The 18594-nt window shown below is 71.7% G+C and carries 12 protein-coding genes and 1 tRNA gene; 6 read left to right on the top strand and 7 right to left on the bottom strand.

Annotated elements, in window-relative coordinates; all coding sequences use genetic code 11:
- Nucleotides 1–17: 17 nt before the first annotated feature.
- Together ACRAS8_RS26675 and ACRAS8_RS26680 are read right to left on the bottom strand one after the other, a co-directional pair.
- Nucleotides 18–806 carry a helix-turn-helix domain-containing protein gene (locus tag ACRAS8_RS26675; protein ID WP_438488538.1) on the bottom strand — a complete coding sequence of 263 codons (789 nt, stop codon included), beginning with the start codon at nt 804–806 and terminating at the stop codon, nt 18–20.
- A gap of 85 nt (nt 807–891) precedes the next feature.
- A tRNA-Leu gene (locus ACRAS8_RS26680) sits at nt 892–974 on the bottom strand.
- A 90-nt stretch (nt 975–1064) separates the two neighbouring features.
- Here ACRAS8_RS26680 and ACRAS8_RS26685 point away from each other — a divergent pair.
- Entirely contained in the window at nt 1065–1757 is a 693-nt protein-coding gene (locus ACRAS8_RS26685) for an ANTAR domain-containing response regulator (protein ID WP_438488539.1), read from the top strand.
- 122 nt (nt 1758–1879) lie between these two features.
- On the opposite strand, the gene ACRAS8_RS26690 is transcribed toward ACRAS8_RS26685, so the two are convergent.
- Nucleotides 1880–2353: a PaaI family thioesterase gene (locus tag ACRAS8_RS26690; protein ID WP_438488540.1), complete on the bottom strand. Its 474-nt coding sequence runs from the start codon at nt 2351–2353 to the stop codon at nt 1880–1882.
- Between the two features lie 125 nt (nt 2354–2478).
- On the bottom strand, nt 2479–4791 hold the full coding sequence (locus ACRAS8_RS26695; RefSeq protein WP_438488541.1) for an FdhF/YdeP family oxidoreductase: 2313 nt from the start codon (nt 4789–4791) through the stop codon (nt 2479–2481).
- 215 nt (nt 4792–5006) lie between these two features.
- Between ACRAS8_RS26695 and polA the strand changes: the two genes are divergently transcribed.
- Nucleotides 5007–7721, top strand: a complete 2715-nt coding sequence (gene polA, locus ACRAS8_RS26700; protein WP_438488542.1) for a DNA polymerase I — start codon at nt 5007–5009, stop codon at nt 7719–7721.
- A gap of 69 nt (nt 7722–7790) precedes the next feature.
- Here polA and ACRAS8_RS26705 read toward each other — a convergent pair whose 3' ends face one another.
- Entirely contained in the window at nt 7791–8681 is an 891-nt protein-coding gene (locus tag ACRAS8_RS26705) for a DUF4184 family protein (RefSeq protein ID WP_438488543.1), read from the bottom strand.
- A gap of 183 nt (nt 8682–8864) precedes the next feature.
- Here ACRAS8_RS26705 and ACRAS8_RS26710 point away from each other — a divergent pair, with 183 nt between their 5' ends.
- The 3 genes from ACRAS8_RS26710 to ACRAS8_RS26720 all read left to right on the top strand — a co-directional run bounded on the left by ACRAS8_RS26710 (nt 8865) and on the right by ACRAS8_RS26720 (nt 12088).
- Entirely contained in the window at nt 8865–10730 is a 1866-nt protein-coding gene (locus ACRAS8_RS26710) for a lytic transglycosylase (protein WP_438488544.1), read from the top strand.
- 149 nt (nt 10731–10879) lie between these two features.
- Entirely contained in the window at nt 10880–11014 is a 135-nt protein-coding gene (locus tag ACRAS8_RS26715; RefSeq protein WP_438488545.1) for an SPW_0924 family protein, read from the top strand.
- Nucleotides 11015–11086: 72 nt separating this feature from the next.
- The gene (locus tag ACRAS8_RS26720) at nt 11087–12088 is read left to right on the top strand and encodes a DUF3068 domain-containing protein (protein ID WP_438490605.1); all 1002 of its coding nucleotides are present in this window, start codon (nt 11087–11089) and stop codon (nt 12086–12088) included.
- Nucleotides 12089–12265: 177 nt separating this feature from the next.
- Here ACRAS8_RS26720 and hrpB read toward each other — a convergent pair whose 3' ends face one another.
- Nucleotides 12266–14869 (bottom strand): ATP-dependent helicase HrpB, encoded by a 2604-nt coding sequence (hrpB, locus tag ACRAS8_RS26725; protein ID WP_438488546.1) that lies wholly within the window; start codon nt 14867–14869, stop codon nt 12266–12268.
- A 52-nt stretch (nt 14870–14921) separates the two neighbouring features.
- Entirely contained in the window at nt 14922–15755 is an 834-nt protein-coding gene (locus ACRAS8_RS26730) for a class I SAM-dependent methyltransferase (protein WP_438488547.1), read from the bottom strand.
- Between the two features lie 373 nt (nt 15756–16128).
- Here ACRAS8_RS26730 and rpsA point away from each other — a divergent pair, with 373 nt between their 5' ends.
- Nucleotides 16129–17637 carry a 30S ribosomal protein S1 gene (gene rpsA, locus ACRAS8_RS26735; RefSeq protein WP_438488548.1) on the top strand — a complete coding sequence of 503 codons (1509 nt, stop codon included), beginning with the start codon at nt 16129–16131 and terminating at the stop codon, nt 17635–17637.
- Nucleotides 17638–18594 lie beyond the last annotated feature (957 nt).

Consider the following 18594-nt stretch of genomic DNA (forward strand, 5'->3'; position numbering starts at 1 on the left):
AACTGACCGCCGTCCCGTCAGTACTTCGGCCCGATGTGTTGGTCCATGAGGACCACGGAGGCGCGCTTGGCGACGGAGATGTTGTAGGTCTCGCTGCCGCGTCGGGTGGCTTTCCACTCAACGCCGACTCTGTCCAGCGTTTCCGAGTAAAGCTGGCGGATGTCCGCGGACTTGTTCGTGAAGAAGTACCGCGGGTACTCGTAGCGTTTGCGCTCGCCGCCGACTATCCGCGTCGTCCAGTTGGTGATCCGGCATCCGTCGGAGTGGACGAGTCCCCGGATGAACTCCCAGGGGTGTGCTTCCACGATCCGCTGCTGCCACCCATCGAGGACGATCGGCCGCTCGTGCTTCTTGCCGGGGCCGTGCTGGGGGAACATGCACCATAAGTGCTTGGAGTAGACCTTCACGTTGTGGCAGCCCTGCTTGCTGACGCGGCACACCGAGTTGTCGGGGAAGACCGCCCGCATCGCGGCCTCGCAGTCGTCCATGAGACCGGGCCAGTTGTCGTCGCACGTGATCATCAGGCTCGGTACGCGGTGTCCCGAGTACTGGATGATGTGCCCGTCGCCGAGGTAGAGGGCGAGGAGGTAGGCATAGGCCGCTTCGTCGAGCTCGCAGCCGTCGCAGCGAGGGCATCGGGGGTCATGGCGCCCCGGACACTCTCCGCGTTTGGCGCGGTCCATATGTCGCCAATAGCCGATGGTTCCGACAGGGACACCCAGGGCGCGAGCGACGTCTGCGTTCTTCACCCCCGCGCGGAGCCGGGCGACCGCCTGCTGTCGTACTTCTGTCTCGTGAAATCGCATACCGTCACTGTGCGTGACGAAGCGTGTGGAAGGAATGATTCCTGCCGAACTTCACGAGAAGGTGAAATTCCGCTTGATCTGTGAGTGCCGGGTGCGGGATTCGAACCCGCAAGCCCTCTCGGGCAGATGTGTTTGAGACATCCGTGTATGCCGTTCCACCAACCCGGCCGGCGGCACGAGACACCATACCGTGTAAGTAATGATCACCGCCCCTAGGTAGGCTGCAATGGCACCACCTGCCTGGAACGAGGAGTCCCCTTGAGCGCCGCCGAGCCCCAGCAGCCTGTCGCCGATGGCGACCAGTCGCACGTACCGCCGCTGACCACGCGCGTCGTGATCGCCGAGGACGAGGCCCTCATCCGCCTCGACCTCAAGGAGATGCTGGAGGAGGAGGGGTACACCGTCGTCGGCGAGGCCGGGGACGGACAGAAAGCTGTGGAGCTGGCCCGGGAGCACCGCCCCGATCTGGTGATCCTTGACGTGAAGATGCCGATCCTTGACGGGATCTCGGCGGCCGAGAAGATCGCCGAGGAGAGCATCGCGCCGGTCCTGATGCTGACCGCGTTCTCGCAGCGCGAACTCGTGGAGCGGGCCCGGGACGCGGGCGCCATGGCGTATCTGGTGAAGCCCTTCAGCAAGAGCGACGTCGTGCCCGCGATCGAGATGGCGGTGTCGCGGTTCACCGAGCTGCAGGCGCTGGAGAAGGAGGTCGCGGACCTCACCCAGCGGCTGGAGACGCGGAAGCTGGTGGACCGCGCGAAGAGCATTCTGCAGACCCAGTACGGGCTGACGGAGCCGGCCGCGTTCCGGTGGATCCAGAAGACGTCGATGGACCGCCGGCTGTCGATGCACCAGGTGGCCGAGGCGGTCATCGAGGACGCGGCGGAGCGTCAGCAGCAGAAGGACCAGTCGAAGAAGGAGCAGAAGAAGGAGCAGGAGAAGGGCCAGTAGGGCCTGGGTCCTGTTCCGGCCTGTTCCGGGGTTGAACACGCCGGCGGTGCCTGTGGGCGCCGCCGGCGTTTTCTGTGGGCGGGGCAGGACCGGGAGTCTTGCCGGGTGGCTGATGTGCGGCGTCAGGCGCGGTACATGGCGGGGTCGGCGTCGCGCAGCAGGCAGGTCAGGCGGGCGGTGCAGACCCGCTTGTCCTGGTCGTCGGTGATGACGATCTCGTAGGTGGCGGTGGTTCGGCCGCGGTGTACGGGGGTGGCGACGCCGGTGACGAGTCCGGAGCGGATGCCGCGGTGGTGGGTGCAGTTGAGGTCGACGCCGACGGCGGCCTTGGCGGGGCCGCCGTGGAGCATGGCGCCGACGGAGCCGAGGGTTTCGGCCAGGACGGCGGAGGCGCCGCCGTGCAGCAGTCCGTAGGGCTGGGTGTTGCCCTCGACGGGCATGGTGCCGACGACGCGCTCCGGGGCGGCCTCGGTGACCTGGACGCTCATCCGTTCACCGAGGTGTCCGGCGGAGAAGAGGGCGGGCAGGTCGACTCCGATGCCGGCCCATTGGTCGAGGATCTCCTGCGGGAACGTGGTCGTGCTCTGCTCACCCATGGACTGCTCCGTTTTGCTCGCCCTTGAACGCGGTCGTGGATCCGCTGTTGGTCGTCGCGGGTCCGTGCCTGTTCCTATCAGGCCGTCGGGCGGGTGCCCGCTGTGGGGTGTCCGCTTGGCGGCGGTCAGTCGTTGTGCGCGGTCTCCAGCCGGACGACCAGGGATTTCGAGGCCGGGGTGTTGCTGGTGTCGGCGGTGTGGTCCAGGGGGACCAGGACGTTGGTCTCGGGGTAGTAGGCGGCGGCGCAGCCGCGGGCGGTGGGGTAGTGCACGACCCGGAAGCCGGGGGCGCGGCGTTCGCTGCCGTCGGTCCACTCGCTGACGAGGTCGGCGTAGGAGCCGTCGGGGAAGCCGAGCTGGTGGGCGTCGTCGGGGTGGACGAGGATGACGCGGCGGCCGTTCTTGATGCCGCGGTAGCGGTCGTCGAGGCCGTAGATGGTGGTGTTGTACTGGTCGTGGGAGCGGAGGGTCTGGAGGAGGAGTCGTCCTTCGGGGGCGGTGGGGTATTGCACGGGGGTGGCGGTGAAGTTGGCTTTCCCGGTGGTGGTGGGGAAGCTGCGGCTGTCCCGGGGGGCGTGGGGCAGGGTGAAGCCTCCGGGGTGGGCGATCTTGGTGTTGAAGTCCTCGAAGCCGGGGATGACGCGGGCGATGCGGTCGCGGATGGTGGCGTAGTCGTTCTCGAACGTCTCCCAGGGGGTGTTGCTGCGGTCGCCGAGGGTGCGGCGGGCGAGGCGGGCGACGATGGCGGGTTCGGAGAGGAGGTGGGGGCTGGCGGGTTCCAGGCGGCCGCGGGAGGCGTGGACCATGCCCATGGAGTCCTCGACGGTGACGAACTGGTCGGTGCTTGTGCCGTCCGGGCGGGTTTGGCGGTCGCGTTCGGTGCGGCCGAGGGTGGGCAGGATGAGGGCGCGGGCGCCGGTGACGGCGTGGGAGCGGTTGAGTTTGGTGGAGACGTGCACGGTGAGGCGGGCGCGTCGGATGGCGGCTTCGGTGACGTGGGTGTCGGGGGTGGCGGAGACGAAGTTGCCGCCCATGGCGAAGAAGACTTTGGCGTGGCCGTCGCGCAGGGCACGGATGGCGCGGACGACGTCGTAGCCGTGGTGGCGGGGCGGGGTGAAGCCGAATTCCTTTTCCAGGGCGTCGAGGAGGGCGGGTGCGGGGCGTTCGAAGATGCCCATGGTGCGGTCGCCCTGGACGTTGCTGTGGCCGCGTACGGGGCAGACGCCGGCTCCGGGGCGGCCGATGTTGCCGCGCAGTAGGAGGAAGTTGACGACTTCCTGGATGGTGGGGACGGAGTGTTTGTGCTGGGTGAGGCCCATGGCCCAGCACACGATGGTGCGTTGTGAGGCGAGGACCATGGTGAGGGCGCGTTCGATCTCGTCGCGGGTGAGGCCGGTGGCGCGCAGGGTTTCGTCCCAGTCCTCGTCGGCGGTGGCGAGGGTGGCGAAGTCTTCGAAGCCGTGGGTGTGTTGGCGGATGAAGTCGTCGTCCAGGATGCCGGGGGTGGTCTTGGCTTCTTCGAGGATGCGGCGGTTGAGGGCGCGGAAGAGGGCTTGGTCGCCGCCGATGCGTACTTGGAGGAAGAGGTCGGTGAGGGCGGTGCCGCCGCCGGCGAGGCCGCGTGGGGTCTGGGGGTTTTTGAAGCGTTCCAGGCCGGCTTCGGGCAGTGGGTTGATCGAGATGATCTTGGCGCCGTTGGTCTTGGCTTTTTCCAGGGCGGTGAGCATGCGGGGGTGGTTGGTGCCGGGGTTCTGGCCGGCGACGATGATCAGGTCGGCTTTGTAGAGGTCTTCCAGGAGGACGCTGCCTTTGCCGACGCCGAGGGTGTCGGTGAGTGCCGAGCCGGAGGACTCGTGGCACATGTTGGAGCAGTCGGGGAGGTTGTTGGTGCCGTACTCGCGGGCGAAGAGCTGGTAGAGGAAGGCGGCTTCGTTGCTGGTGCGGCCGGAGGTGTAGAAGACGGCCTCGTCGGGGGAGGTGAGGGCGGTGAGTTCCTCGGCGATGAGGTCGAAGGCGTGGTCCCAGGTGATGGGTTCGTAGTGGTCGGCGCCTTCGGGGAGGTACATGGGGTGGGTGAGGCGGCCTTGTTGGCCGAGCCAGTAGCCGCTGCGGGTGGCGAGGTCGGTGACGGGGTGGGTGGCGAAGAAGTCGGGGGTGACCCGGCGCAGGGTGGCTTCTTCGGCGACGGCTTTGGCGCCGTTTTCGCAGAATTCGGCGGTGTGCCGTTTGTCGTCTTCGGGCCAGGCGCAGCCGGGGCAGTCGAAGCCGTTTTTCTGGTTGACGCGGAGGAGGGTGAGGGCGGTGCGGCGGACGCCCATTTGCTGTTGGGAGATCTTCAGGGCGTGGGTGATGGCGGGGATGCCGACTGCGGAGTGCTGGGGTGCGCCGACCTGGGGCGCGTCCTGGGCGGGGTCCGACGTGGGCGGCTTGCCTGCCATGGCGCTCTCCCTGGGGGTCGTGTGCCGGGCTGCCGGGTGGTGGCGGGTTGTTGCCGGTCACTTTGTGTGGTGCGTTTCCGATCCTGTCATGGACGTGTGGCGGGCTGTAAGGGGATGGCGGGGGGGGGTGGGTGGCGGCTGGGAGTCGGCTGGCGCGGCGGGGATTGTCAGTGGGGCGTGGCAGGATCGGGGGCGTGGCAGGAAAGGCAGTGAAGATGAGCGAAGCGACCGGCGGCGAGGCGGCGGGTGGCCGTCCGCGCCTGCTCCTGATGGACGGGCATTCCATGGCATACCGGGCGTTCTTCGCCCTGCCTGTGGAGAATTTCACCACCGCGACCGGGCAACCGACCAACGCGATCTACGGCTTCGCGTCGATGCTCGCGAACACCCTGCGTGACGAGGCCCCTACGCATTTCGCGGTGGCGTTCGACGTCTCCCGTAAGACGTGGCGGTCCGAGGAGTTCCCCGACTACAAGGCGAACCGTTCGAAGACGCCCGACGAGTTCAAGGGCCAGGTCGAGCTGATCGGCGAGCTGCTGGACGCGATGCATGTCAAGCGTTTCGCGGTGGACGGCTTCGAGGCCGACGACGTCATCGCCACTCTCGCCACCCAGGCCACCGCGCAGGGCTTCGAGGTGTCGATCGTCACCGGTGACCGTGACTCGTTCCAGCTGGTCTCCGAGGACGTCACGGTCCTCTACCCGACCAAGGGTGTCTCCGAGCTGACGCGCTTCACCCCGGAGAAGGTCGCGGAGAAGTACGGGCTGACCCCGGCGCAGTATCCGGACTTCGCCGCTCTGCGCGGCGACCCGTCGGACAACCTCCCGGGCATCCCCGGTGTCGGCGAGAAGACGGCCACCAAGTGGATCAATCAGTTCGGTTCGTTCGCCGAGCTGGTGGCGCGTGCCGACGAGGTCAAGGGCAAGGCGGGGCAGAATCTCCGCGATCATCTGGAGTCGGTGAAGCGCAACCGCCGCCTGACGGAGATGGTCCGCGACGTGGAGCTGCCGTGCGGCCCCGCCGAGCTCACCCGCCTCCCGTATGACCGCGAGGCCCTCAAGGTCTTCCTGAACGCCCTGGAGATCCGCAATCAGGGCCTGCGGGACCGTCTGCTGGCGGTGGATCCGGGTGCTGCCGAGAGCGTGGAGCCGGCCGCGCCGGCCGCCGGTGTCGAGGTGGACGGCACGGTCCTGGGCACGGGTGAGCTCGCCCCGTGGCTGGTCGAGCACGGTGCCGGGCCGCTGGGTGTGGCCACCGTCGACGTGTGGACGCTGGGCAGCGGCAGCGTCGCCGAGGTGGCGCTGGCCACGGCGCACGGCCCGGCGGCCTGGTTCGATCCGGCGCAGCTGGACGAGGCCGATGAGCGGGCCTTCGCCGCCTGGAGTGCCGATGCCGCCCGCCCGAAGGTGATGCACAACGCCAAGGGTCTGATGCGGGTCTTCGGTGAGCACGGCTGGCGCATCGACGGTGTCGTCATGGACACCGCGCTCGCCGCCTATCTGGTCAAGCCCGGCCGCCGTTCCTTCGCGCTGGACGCGCTGTCCATCGAGTATCTGGGCCGTGATCTCGCCCCGGCCGCCGCGGGTGACGGTCAGCTGGCGTTCGGCGTGGACGAGCAGGCCGAGGCGGAGGCCCTGATGGCGCAGGCCCGCACGGTGCTGGATCTGGGGACGGCGTTCGGTGCCAGGCTGGCCGAGGTCGGTGCGGCGGATCTGCTGCGTGAGGTGGAGCTGCCCACCAGTGAGCTGCTGGCCCGGATGGAGCGGGCCGGTATCGCGGCCGATCGTGGCTGGCTGGAGCGCATGGAGCAGCAGTTCGCCGGTGCCGTCCAGCAGGCCGTCAAGGAGGCGCACGCGGCGGCCGGCCATGAGTTCAACCTCGGCTCGCCCAAGCAGCTCCAGGAGGTCCTCTTCGGCGAGCTGGGCCTGCCCAGGACCAAGAAGACGAAGACCGGCTACACCACCGACGCCGACGCCCTGGCGTGGCTGGCCGCCCAGACGGACAACGAACTCCCGGTGATCATGCTCCGCCACCGGGAGCAGGCCAAGCTGCGCACCACGGTCGAGGGGCTGATCAAGACCATCGCCGCGGACGGCCGGATCCACACCACCTTCAACCAGACCGTCGCGGCCACCGGCCGGCTCTCCTCCACCGACCCCAATCTGCAGAACATCCCGGTGCGGACGGACGAGGGCCGGGCGATCCGCCGCGGTTTCGTCGTCGGTGAGGGCTATGAGTCGCTGCTGACCGCCGACTACAGCCAGATCGAGCTGCGGGTGATGGCTCACCTCTCCGAGGACGAGGGTCTGATCGAGGCGTTCACCTCCGGTGAGGACCTGCACACCACCGTCGCCTCCCAGGTGTTCTCGGTGGCCAAGGCCGAGGTCGATCCGGAGATGCGCCGCAAGATCAAGGCGATGTCCTACGGTCTGGCGTACGGGCTGTCCGCGTTCGGTCTGTCCCAGCAGCTGGGTATCCAGCCCGACGAGGCCCGCAAGCTGATGGACACCTTCTTCGAGCGGTTCGGCGGGGTGCGGGATTACCTCCAGCGTGTCGTCGAGGAGGCCCGGGCCACCGGCTACACCGAGACGATCCTCGGCCGTCGCCGTTATCTGCCGGATCTCAACAGCGACAACCGTCAGCGTCGCGAGATGGCCGAGCGGATGGCGCTGAACGCCCCGATCCAGGGCACTGCCGCCGACATCGTCAAGATTGCGATGCTGCGGGTGGACGCGGCGTTGCGTGCGGCGGAGCTGTCTTCCCGGATGCTGCTGCAGGTTCACGACGAAATCGTGGTTGAGGTGGCTCCGGGGGAGCGTGCCCAGCTGGAGGAGCTGGTCCGGAAGGAGATGGCCGCCGCTGTCGAGCTCCGTGCCCCGCTGGACGTGTCGATCGGCTCGGGCGGGGACTGGGAGTCGGCGGCGCACTGATGCCGTCCCGGGGTGCGTGCGGTGGCCGCGCCGTCCGCACCCCGGCAGCTCCGTCCCCGTTGGTCCGCGTCAGGCGGGCCCGGCCTCGGCGCCCGCCGGACGCCCCGGCGCGCTCGCGTCCGCCGCGGCTTCGCCGCGCCGTGCCCGCCGGCCCCGCAGTCGTAGCGCCGCCGCGCAGACCAGCAGTCCCGGTGCGAGCCCGGCGCCCGCCCCGAAGAGCAGGTCCGGCAGGTAGTCGAACCACCCCACCGCCGCCCCGTGGACGGCGTATGCGCGCAGCGTGCGGTATCCGCCGCCGAGCAGCGTCCCCAGGGCCACCACCGCGGTGAGCGACAGCCGCAGCCGCGGCGGCAGTTCGGGCAGCGCGGGCCCGGCCCCGCCGGTCCCGGCCGCGGGGCGGGCCCGCAGCGCCGCCCACAGGAACGCCCCGACCATGGCCAGGCCCAGCGCCGAGGTCGAGTACTGCAGATACATCGCCAGCGGCCGGCCGGCGACCACGGTGTCGAGCACCGGCAGCAGCCGGGCGCCCCAGCGTCCGGGGTGGGTGAAGGCGTCCCAGCCGACGTGCGTCGCGGCACCGAGCACCGCCGACACCACGAACCAGCCTGCCGCCAGGGCCCGTTCGCGGGCCGTGCGCGGCGGTCGGGGCCGGCCCCGGGCGACGGCCGCCAGCCGCTCCCTGCCGGCCCGCGGCAGCAGCGCGCACAGTGGTTCGCGTATCAGGTGCCAGCCGCCGGCCAGCGCCGCGCTGAGCAGCACGTCCACCGTCACCACACCGGCCGGGGAGTGGGTGACCGTGCCGAACTCCATGCCGCCGGGAACGACGGTGGCCGCGTAGTAGGTGACATCCGGTGCGAACGCCCCGGCGACCAACGCCGAGGCGACCAGGGGGCCGCGGGCCGCGCCGGTGCGGCGGAGGAACGGCAGGACGGCGGCGGCATGGCTCAGAGTGAACGGCATTGGCCCCTCCTTGATCGATTCGGATCATTATGTGGCCGAGGGGAGTGGTGGCTGTGCGGCCCGAGTTGTCGTAGTGTCGCCGGAGTTGGGCGCTGGGGAGCGCGATTCGGCGTCACACCCCGGGAAGCCGGACAGCGGCGACCGGTGGGCACGCGGCAGGTCGACACGGAGGGGACACCACGTATGGCAGCCACATTCCGGCGGCGGCTCCAAAGAGGAGTGGCCTCCACGGCCGTGGCGGCGGCCGCGCTGGCCGCGCTCACCGCCTCCCAGGCGCCCGGTGCCGCCGAGCGTGCGGCCGCCCGCGCCGCCCGCAACCCGCCGCCGCCCGCCGGCACCCCCATCGACGGCGGCTCGTCCTACTTCACCGACCTGCCGCCTCGCAAGTCCCCTGCCCCACCGAAGGGTTCCGGCCACTCCGGTGACGCCGGCGGTGTGTTCCACGGCCCCTCCCAGGCGGGCATTCCGGCCACCGTCCTGGCCGCCTACAAGAAGGCCGAGGACCAGCTCCGCGCCTCCGCCCCGGGCTGCCGGCTGCCCTGGCAACTGCTCGCCGGGATCGGCGAGGTGGAGTCCGGCCACGCCCGCGGCGGCGCGGTCGACGCCGCGGGCACCTCCCTCTCGCCGATCCTCGGTCCCCGGCTCGACGGCCACGGCTTCGCCCTGATATCCGACACCGACGGCGGTCGCTACGACGGCGACACCACCCTCGACCGCGCCGTCGGCCCGATGCAGTTCATCCCGTCCACCTGGTCCCAGGGCGGCCCGCACGGCGCGGGCTGGGGCGCCGACGGCAACGGCGACGGCGTCAAGGACCCCAACAACGTCTTCGACGCCGCCCTCGCCGCCGGCCGCTACCTCTGCGCCGACGGCCGAAACCTGTCCGACCAGGCCGACCTCGACCGGGCCGTCCTCGGCTACAACGACTCCACCGACTATCTGCGCCTGGTGCTGTCCTGGTACACGTTCTACCGGAAGGGCACGTTCGAGGTGCCGGACGGCAAGGGCGCGCTCCCCGTCCACCGCGGCGGCGGCACGCCCGCCACCCAGGGCGGTCCCGGAAAGCGCCCAGGTGGTGAGCAGGCCGTACCGCCGCCACCCGGCGGCACGGCGGGCCGGACGAAGCCCAACACCCCGGCGGTTCCGGGCGGTTCGCCCCGACCCGGTGGCTCCACCGGACCGACCCACGGCGGCGGCACACCGACCCCCGCCCCGTCCCCGAAGCCCAGGCCGGTCCCGCACCCCAAACCCACCCCGACGCCCACACCCACCCCGAAGCCGCCCACGAAGCCCGCCCCGTTCACCGCCCTCGAAGCGGTCGCCGACAAGGACGGCAAGGCCCTGACGGCCACCGTGGACACCGACTTCGCCACCACGCCCCGGGTGCGCGCCAAGGACGCCGAGGGCAAGCCGGTGGCCGGCGTCACCGTCCGCTTCTTCCTCCTCCCCGGCGCCCATGACGCCACCGCCGCCCGGTTCCCCGGCGGTGCCACCGAGGCCACCGTCACCACCGGCAAGGACGGCCTGGCGACCGCCCCGACGCTGCACGCCGGCGACACCGCCGGCCCGTTCACCGTCCGCGCCACCTCCACGGCCACCGGCCGCGCCGTGCCGCCCGTCGACTTCACCGGAACCGTCACCGCCAGGCCCGCTCCCCAGGCCGACGCGCTCGCCCGGACCTCCGACAAGGAGCTGACCACGGCGGCCGGCGGCGCCTACGCCGACGACGCCGTCCGGATCAGGGCGACCTACCACGGCAAGGCCGCCGCCGGAGTGCCGGTCACCGCCACCCTGGTCACCGACGACCCCAAGAAGCCCGTCGAGAACGACCGCGGCCCCTACTTCAAGGACCCCAAGGCCACCGGCGCCGACAAGGACAAGCCCGTCCGCACCCTGACCGGCCTCACCACCGGCGCCGACGGCCTGCTCACCCTCCCGAAGCTCTACACCGACGCCCACCCGGGCACCTTCCGGCTCCGGCTGACCACCGCCGACGGCGCCGTGCTGACCGTCACCCTCACCGTGACGGCACCGCCCGCCACCTCCTGACCACCGGCCGTCGGCCGGAGCCACCGTCACCGCCGTGCCGCCCGTCCACCGGGACGGCACGGCGGTGAAACGTGTTCTCATCCAGGCCGCCCGTTGCTACCGTGCCCCCGCCCTGACACTGCATCAGACAGTTCTCCGGGAGGACGGCCATGCGCGCCCTGACAGCAGCCGCGATCGGACTGGCCGCGGCGCTCGCCCTCGTCTTCACCGTCACCGCGATCGGCGCCCCCGAGGGCCGGACCTCCCCCGAGCCGCTGCTGACCACCGTCCCCGCACACCCCTGAGGGAGGGACGCCACCGCCATGCGCCGAACCCCGCCCGGCACCGGGGCGCACCCGGCGAAGCCGGCACGAGGGATGCGCCGCCCCGCGAGCCTCGTCCTGCTCGGTCTCGCCGCCTTCTTCGCCGCGCTGTCCCCGCTGATGCGGTGGTACGCCTTCCCCCGCCTCGCGAAGATCCCGCCCAGCCAGTACCAGGACATGGTCCTGGAGGCCCGGCCCGCCACCCTCCTCGACTACGGCACCATGAAGGCCCGGCAGGTCCCCAAGGTCACCATCGTGCAGACCCTCAAGGGCAACGTCGCCGAGGCCCACCGCGTCGAGCGGACCGCCGGCCGCGACGTCGTGGTCTGGGACACCCTCTCCTTCGTCGCCGGACCCGACGGCAAGATGGTCTCCGAGATCCCCGAGCGCTACATCTTCGACGCGCACTCCCAGGAACCCGTCCACGCCGCCGGGGAGATGGTCGACGGCGACCCTGTCCGCCGCTCCGGCATCGAGTACAAGTGGCCGTTCCTCACCGAGAAGCGGGACTACGCCTACTTCGACGCCCAGACCCGCACCTCCGCCCCCATCCACTACGAGGGGACCCGTACCTTCCACGGCCTGGAGGTCTACTACTTCGAGCAGACCATCCCCTGGACCAGGGTCCCGCTGCCCAAGAAGATGCCGGTCAAGGGCATCACCCCGGAGACCGTCGCGAAGGCGGGCACCACCCGCTGGTACTCGACCAGGCGGATGTTCTGGGTCGACCCGGTCACCGGCGCCCCGGTCAACGGCGAGGAGATCCACAAGGAAGAGCTGCGCGGCGGCCAACTGGTGCCCGGCGGCGGCAAGGTCACCGCCTTCGCCGGCCATGTGAGGATGCGCGCCGACTACGTCGCCGCCACCCTCGCCCTCGTCACGTCCCAGCGCACCCTCGTCCTGCTGCTCACCAGCTACCTTCCCTGGGGCTTCCTGGCCCTCGGCGCCGCCCTCCTCGCCGCCGGCCTGCTGCTCGAAGCCCGCGGCCGGCGCCCCCGCCCGCGCTCGCGGCCGGCGCGATCGGCGTCCGCGGGCGTTGTCAGTGGCCGGCCGTAGCGTGGAGGCATGACATCGACGAAGCGAACGACGCAGCGAGAGACGAAGCGGACGCAGCGGCCGGGCGATCCCCGAAACACCTGCCGGGCAAGGGAGTTGACGTTGCCCGGCGCCCCGGGGGAGCGGGGCGCGCGGGGCCGTCCGCCCCGCGGTGGGACGGCCCCGCCGGGCGGGCTCTCACCCCCGCCGCAGCCGCGCCGTGGTGTGCCGGGTCGGCTCGGCCGTCGAAGGGTCCTCCGGCCAGGGGTGCTTGGGGTAGCGGCCGCGCAACTCCGCCCGGACGGCCCGGTAGCCGTCCCGCCAGAAGGACGCCAGATCCGACGTGACCGCCGTCGGCCGCCCGGCGGGCGAGAGCAGGTGCACCAGTACCGGCACCCGCCCGTCCGCCACCTGCGGCGACTCCCGCAGACCGAAGAGCTCCTGCAGTTTGACGGCCAGTACGGGCTGCTCGCCCCCGTAGTCCACGCGCACCCGGGAGCCGCTCGGCACCTCGATCCGCTCCGGAGCCAGCTCCTCGAAGCGCACCGCCTCACCGGTCGCCCACGGCAGCAGCCGGGGCAGTGCCTGCCCCGCGTCCACCCGCGCCAGATCGGCCCGCCGCCGGGCCCGCCCCAGCTCGGTCCCCAGCCACTCCTCGACGCGCTCCAGCAGCGCCGTGTCGGAGACGTCGGGCCACGGTGCGCCCAACTCCCGGTGCAGAAAGGCCATCCGCTGCCGCACCGCGGTCGCCCCGGCCGTCCACCGCAGCAGCCCGAGGCCCTCCCGCCGCAGACCGTCCACGACGGCCTCCCGCAGCAGTCCGGCATCCGGTGCGGCCAGGGGGCGGGCCGCCAGCTCGATCGCGCCCAGCCGGGTCACCCGCCGGGCCACCACCTCGCCGTCCGCCCAGCGCACCTCCTCCCCGGAGGAGTACAGCACCGTGGCCGCGGCGCGGGCGGTCTCCTCGTCGATCACCGCCGCGAGCCGGATCCGCGCGGACGCCGCGGTGACCGGCCGGTCCGCCACCGCGACCGCCAGCCAGGCCGCGTCCCGCAGCCGCGAGCCGTCCCCGGCCCGGCCCCCGGCCTCCGCCCCGGCCAGTTCGGCGCCGGTCCCGGACGCCATCAGGTAGCCGCCGGCCGCGCGCGCCCGGGCCACCCGCTCGGGAAAGGCCAGCGCCGCGATCAGCCCGGCCGCCGCGTCCTCCGGGACCGGGCCGGTGCCCGCCCCTGGCCGCTCCTCGGGGGCCCGCTCGGGCTCCCCGGCCGCCGAGGCCAGCCGCCGTGCCTCCTGGCGCCACCGCGTGGCGTAGGCGTCGCCGCCCCGGCGCGCGGTGCGCCAGGCCGTCGCCAGGTCGTCCCCGTAGGACCGCGGCGGCTCCTCGCTCAGCAGTGCCACCACCTCCGCGGCGCGCCGCACGCCGACCTCGGGCGCGCCGTCCAGCAGCGCGCGGGCCAGCCGCGGGTGCAGTCCCAGCCGCGCCATCCGGATGCCCCGCCGGGTCGCCCGGCCCGCGGCGTCCACCGCGCCGATCGCCGTCAGCACCTCCCGGGCCGCGGCCAGCGCCCCGGCCGGCGGTGCGTCGAGCAGCGCCAGCCCGCTCGCGGTCGGATCGCCCCAACAGGCCGTCTGCAGGGCGAAGGCGGTCAGGTCGGCGACCTTGATCTCCGGGTCCGGGAAGCGCGGCAGCCGCCCGTCCTCCCCCTCGGCCCAGCAGCGGTAGACCACCCCGGGTCCCTGCCGTCCGGCGCGCCCGGCCCGCTGCCGGGCCGCCGCCCGGGAGGCGCGTACGGTCGCCAGCGCGCTGAGCCCCCGCGCGTGATCCATCCGCGGCACCCGCGCCAGCCCGCCGTCCACCACGACCCGCACCCCGGGCACGGTCAGGCTGGACTCCGCCACCGAGGTCGCCAGCACGACCCGGCGGGCCCCGCCCGTACTCCCCGCCAGCACCGCGTCCTGCACCTCTGCCGCCGCCCGCCCGTGCACCTGCAGCACCTCGGCGTCGATCCCGGCCAGCTGCCCGGCCACCCGCCCGATCTCGCCGACGCCGGGCAGGAAACACAGCACATCGCCGGACCGCTCGCGCAGCGCCCGCCGCACCACGGCCGCGACATGCGCCAGCAGCGCCGGATCCACCCGCATCCCGTGCGGTGGCGCCACCGGCCGCTCCGGTGGCGCCCACACGACCTCCACCGGGTGCGAGACGTCCGCCGCCGTCACCACGGGCGCCGGCTCCCCGGCACCGCCCAGCAGCCGCGCCCACCTCTCCGCATCGGTCGTCGCGGAGGCGGCGAGCAACCGCAGTTCCGGGCGCAGGGCCGCCCGTACGTCCAGCAGGAAGGCCGCGCAGGTGTCGGCGTCCAGATGCCGTTCGTGGCACTCGTCCAGTACCACGACGTCCACCCCGGCCAGCTCCGGATCGCGTTGCAGCCGCTGCAGCAGCACCCCGGTGGTCACCACCTCCACCGCCGTGCGGGGCCCGGCCCGCCGCTCCCCGCGCACCGTGAAGCCGACGCGGTCGCCCACCCGCTCGCCGAGCAGCCACGCCATCCGTCGCGCCGCCGCGCGGGCCGCGATCCGGCGTGGTTCGGCGACGAGCACCCGCCGCCGCGGCCCCGCGCCGGTGAGCCCGGCCAGTTCCAGCGGCACCAGCGTCGTCTTGCCGGTGCCCGGCGGCGCGCACAGCACCGCGGCACCGGTCGTGTCGAGGGCGGTCCGCAGCGCGGGCAGCGCACTGCGGACGGGCAGCTGGGCGAGGGCGGCGCCGGGCGTACCGGCGGCCGGGGAAGGAGTGCGGCTCACCGCTCCAGTCTGCCGCCCGGCCGCCGTCCGCCGGCCGCCCGCCCCGGGAGCGCTACGCCCTGTCCGTCTCGCACACGAAGATCGCCGTCCCCGGGATCAGATGCCCCCGCAGCGGTGACCAGCCGCCCCACTCCTGGGTGTTCCACTCCGGCCACTCTGGTTCGACGAGGTCCACCAGCCGGAAGCCGGCGGCCACCACGTCGCGCACCCGGTCGCCCAGCGTCCGGTGGTGCTCCACGTACACCGCCCGGCCCGCCTCGTCCTGCTCGACGTACGGGGTGCGGTCGAAGTACGAGGCCGCCACCGACAGGCCGGCCGGCCCCGGCTCGTCGGGGAACGCCCAGCGGATCGGATGGGTCACCGAGAAGACGAACCGCCCGCCCGGCCGCAGCACCCGCCGGACCTCCCGCAGCACCCGTACCGGATCGGCCACGAACGGCAGCGCCCCGTAGGCGGAGCACGCCAGGTCGAAGCAGCCATCGCGGAACGGCAGCGCGCCCGCGTCCGCCTCCACCAGGCCGACGGGGCCGCCGGTGTCCGTGCCGGCGAGCCGCAGCGCGTGCTGGAGCTGCCGGTGGGAGAGGTCCAGGGCCACCGGGAGCGCGCCCTGGGCTGCCAGCCAGCGGGAGCACTGCGCCGCGCCGGCCCCGATCTCCAGGACCCGCCGGCCCCGCAGCTCCGCGGCCGGCCCCAGCAGCGCGGCCTCCGCCTCGTCGAGCCCTTCGGGACCCCACACGAACCGGTCGTCCCCGAGGAAAGCGCCGTGCTCCCTCTGGTAGTCGTCCGCGTTGCTGTCCCACCAGCCGCGGCTGGCCCGGCTGCTCTCGGCGTCCGACGCGTCACGGCGCGTCGCCTCCGGCTCGCTGTCCATCACGTATTGGCTCATCGCGCCCGTCGTCGTAGTCTTCGCTGTGCTTGTCGCAGCGGGGGACTGCGAGGCCGTACGACCTCGCGGAACAATCGCGTGCGCCGGTTATGGGGCGTTCCGCCCCGGCTGCGCGCCTTTGGCGCATTGACCCTGTCCGGCTGCCCCCGTATGCTACAAGTTGCGCTGCGGGCCTGCGCGCCTCGGACGGAGCAGGCCGCGCTCGCATCTGTATGAATGTCCCCTCGGTTTTGAGGCGTTTCGGTTGGCTCCGGTTTTTGCGGGGCTCCGGAGGGTGCGCCTTAGACGCTGTCCGGTCTGATGCAGAGGCGATACGGGCTCTCGGCGTAGCAGTACCTACGACTTCAATGTCCGTACCGGAGCCCTTTCCCACATGACGAGCAGCACCGAGACCACCGCCACCACCCCGCAGGTTGCGGTCAACGACATCGGTAACGAGGAAGCTTTCCTCGCCGCGATCGACGAGACGATCAAGTACTTCAACGACGGCGACATCGTCGACGGCGTCATCGTGAAGGTCGACCGGGACGAGGTCCTGCTCGACATCGGTTACAAGACCGAAGGCGTCATCCCGAGCCGTGAGCTCTCGATCAAGCACGACGTCGACCCGAACGAGGTCGTCGCCGTCGGTGACGAGATCGAGGCGCTTGTTCTCCAGAAGGAGGACAAGGAAGGCCGCCTGATCCTCTCGAAGAAGCGCGCCCAGTACGAGCGTGCCTGGGGCACCATCGAGAAGATCAAGGAAGAGGACGGGATCGTCACCGGTACCGTCATCGAGGTCGTCAAGGGTGGTCTCATCCTCGACATCGGCCTCCGCGGCTTCCTCCCGGCCTCCCTGGTCGAGATGCGCCGTGTCCGCGACCTTCAGCCCTACGTGGGCAAGGAGCTCGAGGCCAAGATCATCGAGCTGGACAAGAACCGCAACAACGTGGTCCTGTCCCGCCGTGCCTGGCTGGAGCAGACCCAGAGCGAGGTCCGCCAGACCTTCCTCACCACCCTGCAGAAGGGCCAGGTGCGCTCCGGCGTCGTCTCCTCCATCGTCAACTTCGGTGCCTTCGTGGACCTGGGCGGCGTCGACGGTCTCGTCCACGTCTCCGAGCTGTCCTGGAAGCACATCGACCACCCGTCCGAGGTCGTCGAGGTCGGCCAGGAGGTCACGGTCGAGGTCCTGGACGTCGACATGGACCGCGAGCGCGTCTCCCTGTCGCTCAAGGCGACCCAGGAAGACCCGTGGCAGCAGTTCGCCCGGACCCACCAGATCGGTCAGGTCGTCCCGGGTAAGGTCACCAAGCTCGTTCCGTTCGGTGCGTTCGTCCGCGTGGACGAGGGCATCGAGGGCCTGGTCCACATCTCCGAGCTGGCCGAGCGCCACGTGGAGATCCCGGAGCAGGTCGTCCAGGTCAACGACGAGATCTTCGTCAAGGTCATCGACATCGACCTGGAGCGCCGCCGCATCAGCCTCTCGCTGAAGCAGGCCAACGAGTCCTTCGGCGCCGACCCGTCGGCGGTCGAGTTCGACCCGACCCTGTACGGCATGGCCGCGTCCTACGACGACCAGGGCAACTACATCTACCCCGAGGGCTTCGACCCGGAGACCAACGACTGGCTGGAGGGCTACGAGGCCCAGCGCGAGGCGTGGGAGCAGCAGTACGCCGAGGCGCAGCAGCGCTTCGAGCAGCACCAGGCCCAGGTCATCAAGTCCCGCGAGGCCGACGAGCAGGCCGCGGCCGAGGGCGCTGCCGCTCCGGCGGCCGGCGGCCAGGGCGGCGGCCAGGTCTCCGGTGGCTCGTACTCCTCGGAGTCGGCGGACAACTCCGGCGCCCTGGCGTCGGACGAGGCCCTCGCCGCGCTCCGCGAGAAGCTGGCCGGCGGCCAGAGCTGAACGGTCCCACCGTCAGCGCTAGCCGGTTGAGGTAGCTGAAGACGCGAGGCCCGCTCCCTTCGGGGGGCGGGCCTTCGTCATGTGCGGGCGCGGGTGGTGGCCGAGAAGCGGACCGACCGGGGCGGGAGAGCGGCCGCCGGACCGCTGGCAGGCCCGCCCGACGAGACGCACGTCAGCCGACCGGAACGCCCGGATTTGCGATGCCCCGGCTGCCGGTGACCGTGTTGGCGCCCGCGATGGTGACGGGGCAGTTGCCCGCCGCGTGGTTGGTGATGTCGAAGCCGCAGCGGCCCCGCTCCCGAAGCGCCGCTCAGATCGGACCGGTTGCTGGGGGAAGGTCGTGCTGTGGCCCAGCCCGGCTGCTGGGTGTGGGTCTCGTAGCCGTTGTTCGTGGTGGTGTAGTGGACACCGGTGTTGTCCGCAATGAGCACCTTGTTGCCCTTGAGGCCGGCCCATGAGTCATGTCGGCCCATGAGTCGTCGAAGTGGGCGCCGGTGGTGCCCTCCTCTTTGAGGTCGACGTTCTCCCCGCCGACATCCGCGCCGATCGTGTTGTTCGGGATCCGCGCGTTGTCCCTCTCGTCGTGCGTGCCGCCCGCGCTGCCGACATAGATACCCTCGCCCATTCCCCGGCTGTTTCCCCGGCGGAGCCCCTACCCGCCGCTCGCGGTGAGCACGGCCTTCGAGGAGCCGGTCAGGGTGATGCGCGATGATGCGGTGCTGCCGGATGCGGCGGCCAGTGTGCTCTTGAGCTGCGCGGCGGTCTAGACGTCGACGACGAGGGCGGGGAGGCCGCCGAGGAGGTGCGGGCCGGGGTAGGCGCGCTGGGGGCGGTGATGGCGGTGGTTAGAACGCCGGCCGCGGTCAAGAGCGTGGCGACGGAGGAGACACCCAAGGTTCTGGTGCGCGTATCCAACTGCCTTTCCACATATGAACATTGGACGGGAAAGTGAATTGT

Origin of the sequence: Streptomyces sp. S186 (assembly GCF_051603415.1) — a bacterium.
Classification (GTDB): domain Bacteria; phylum Actinomycetota; class Actinomycetes; order Streptomycetales; family Streptomycetaceae; genus Streptomyces.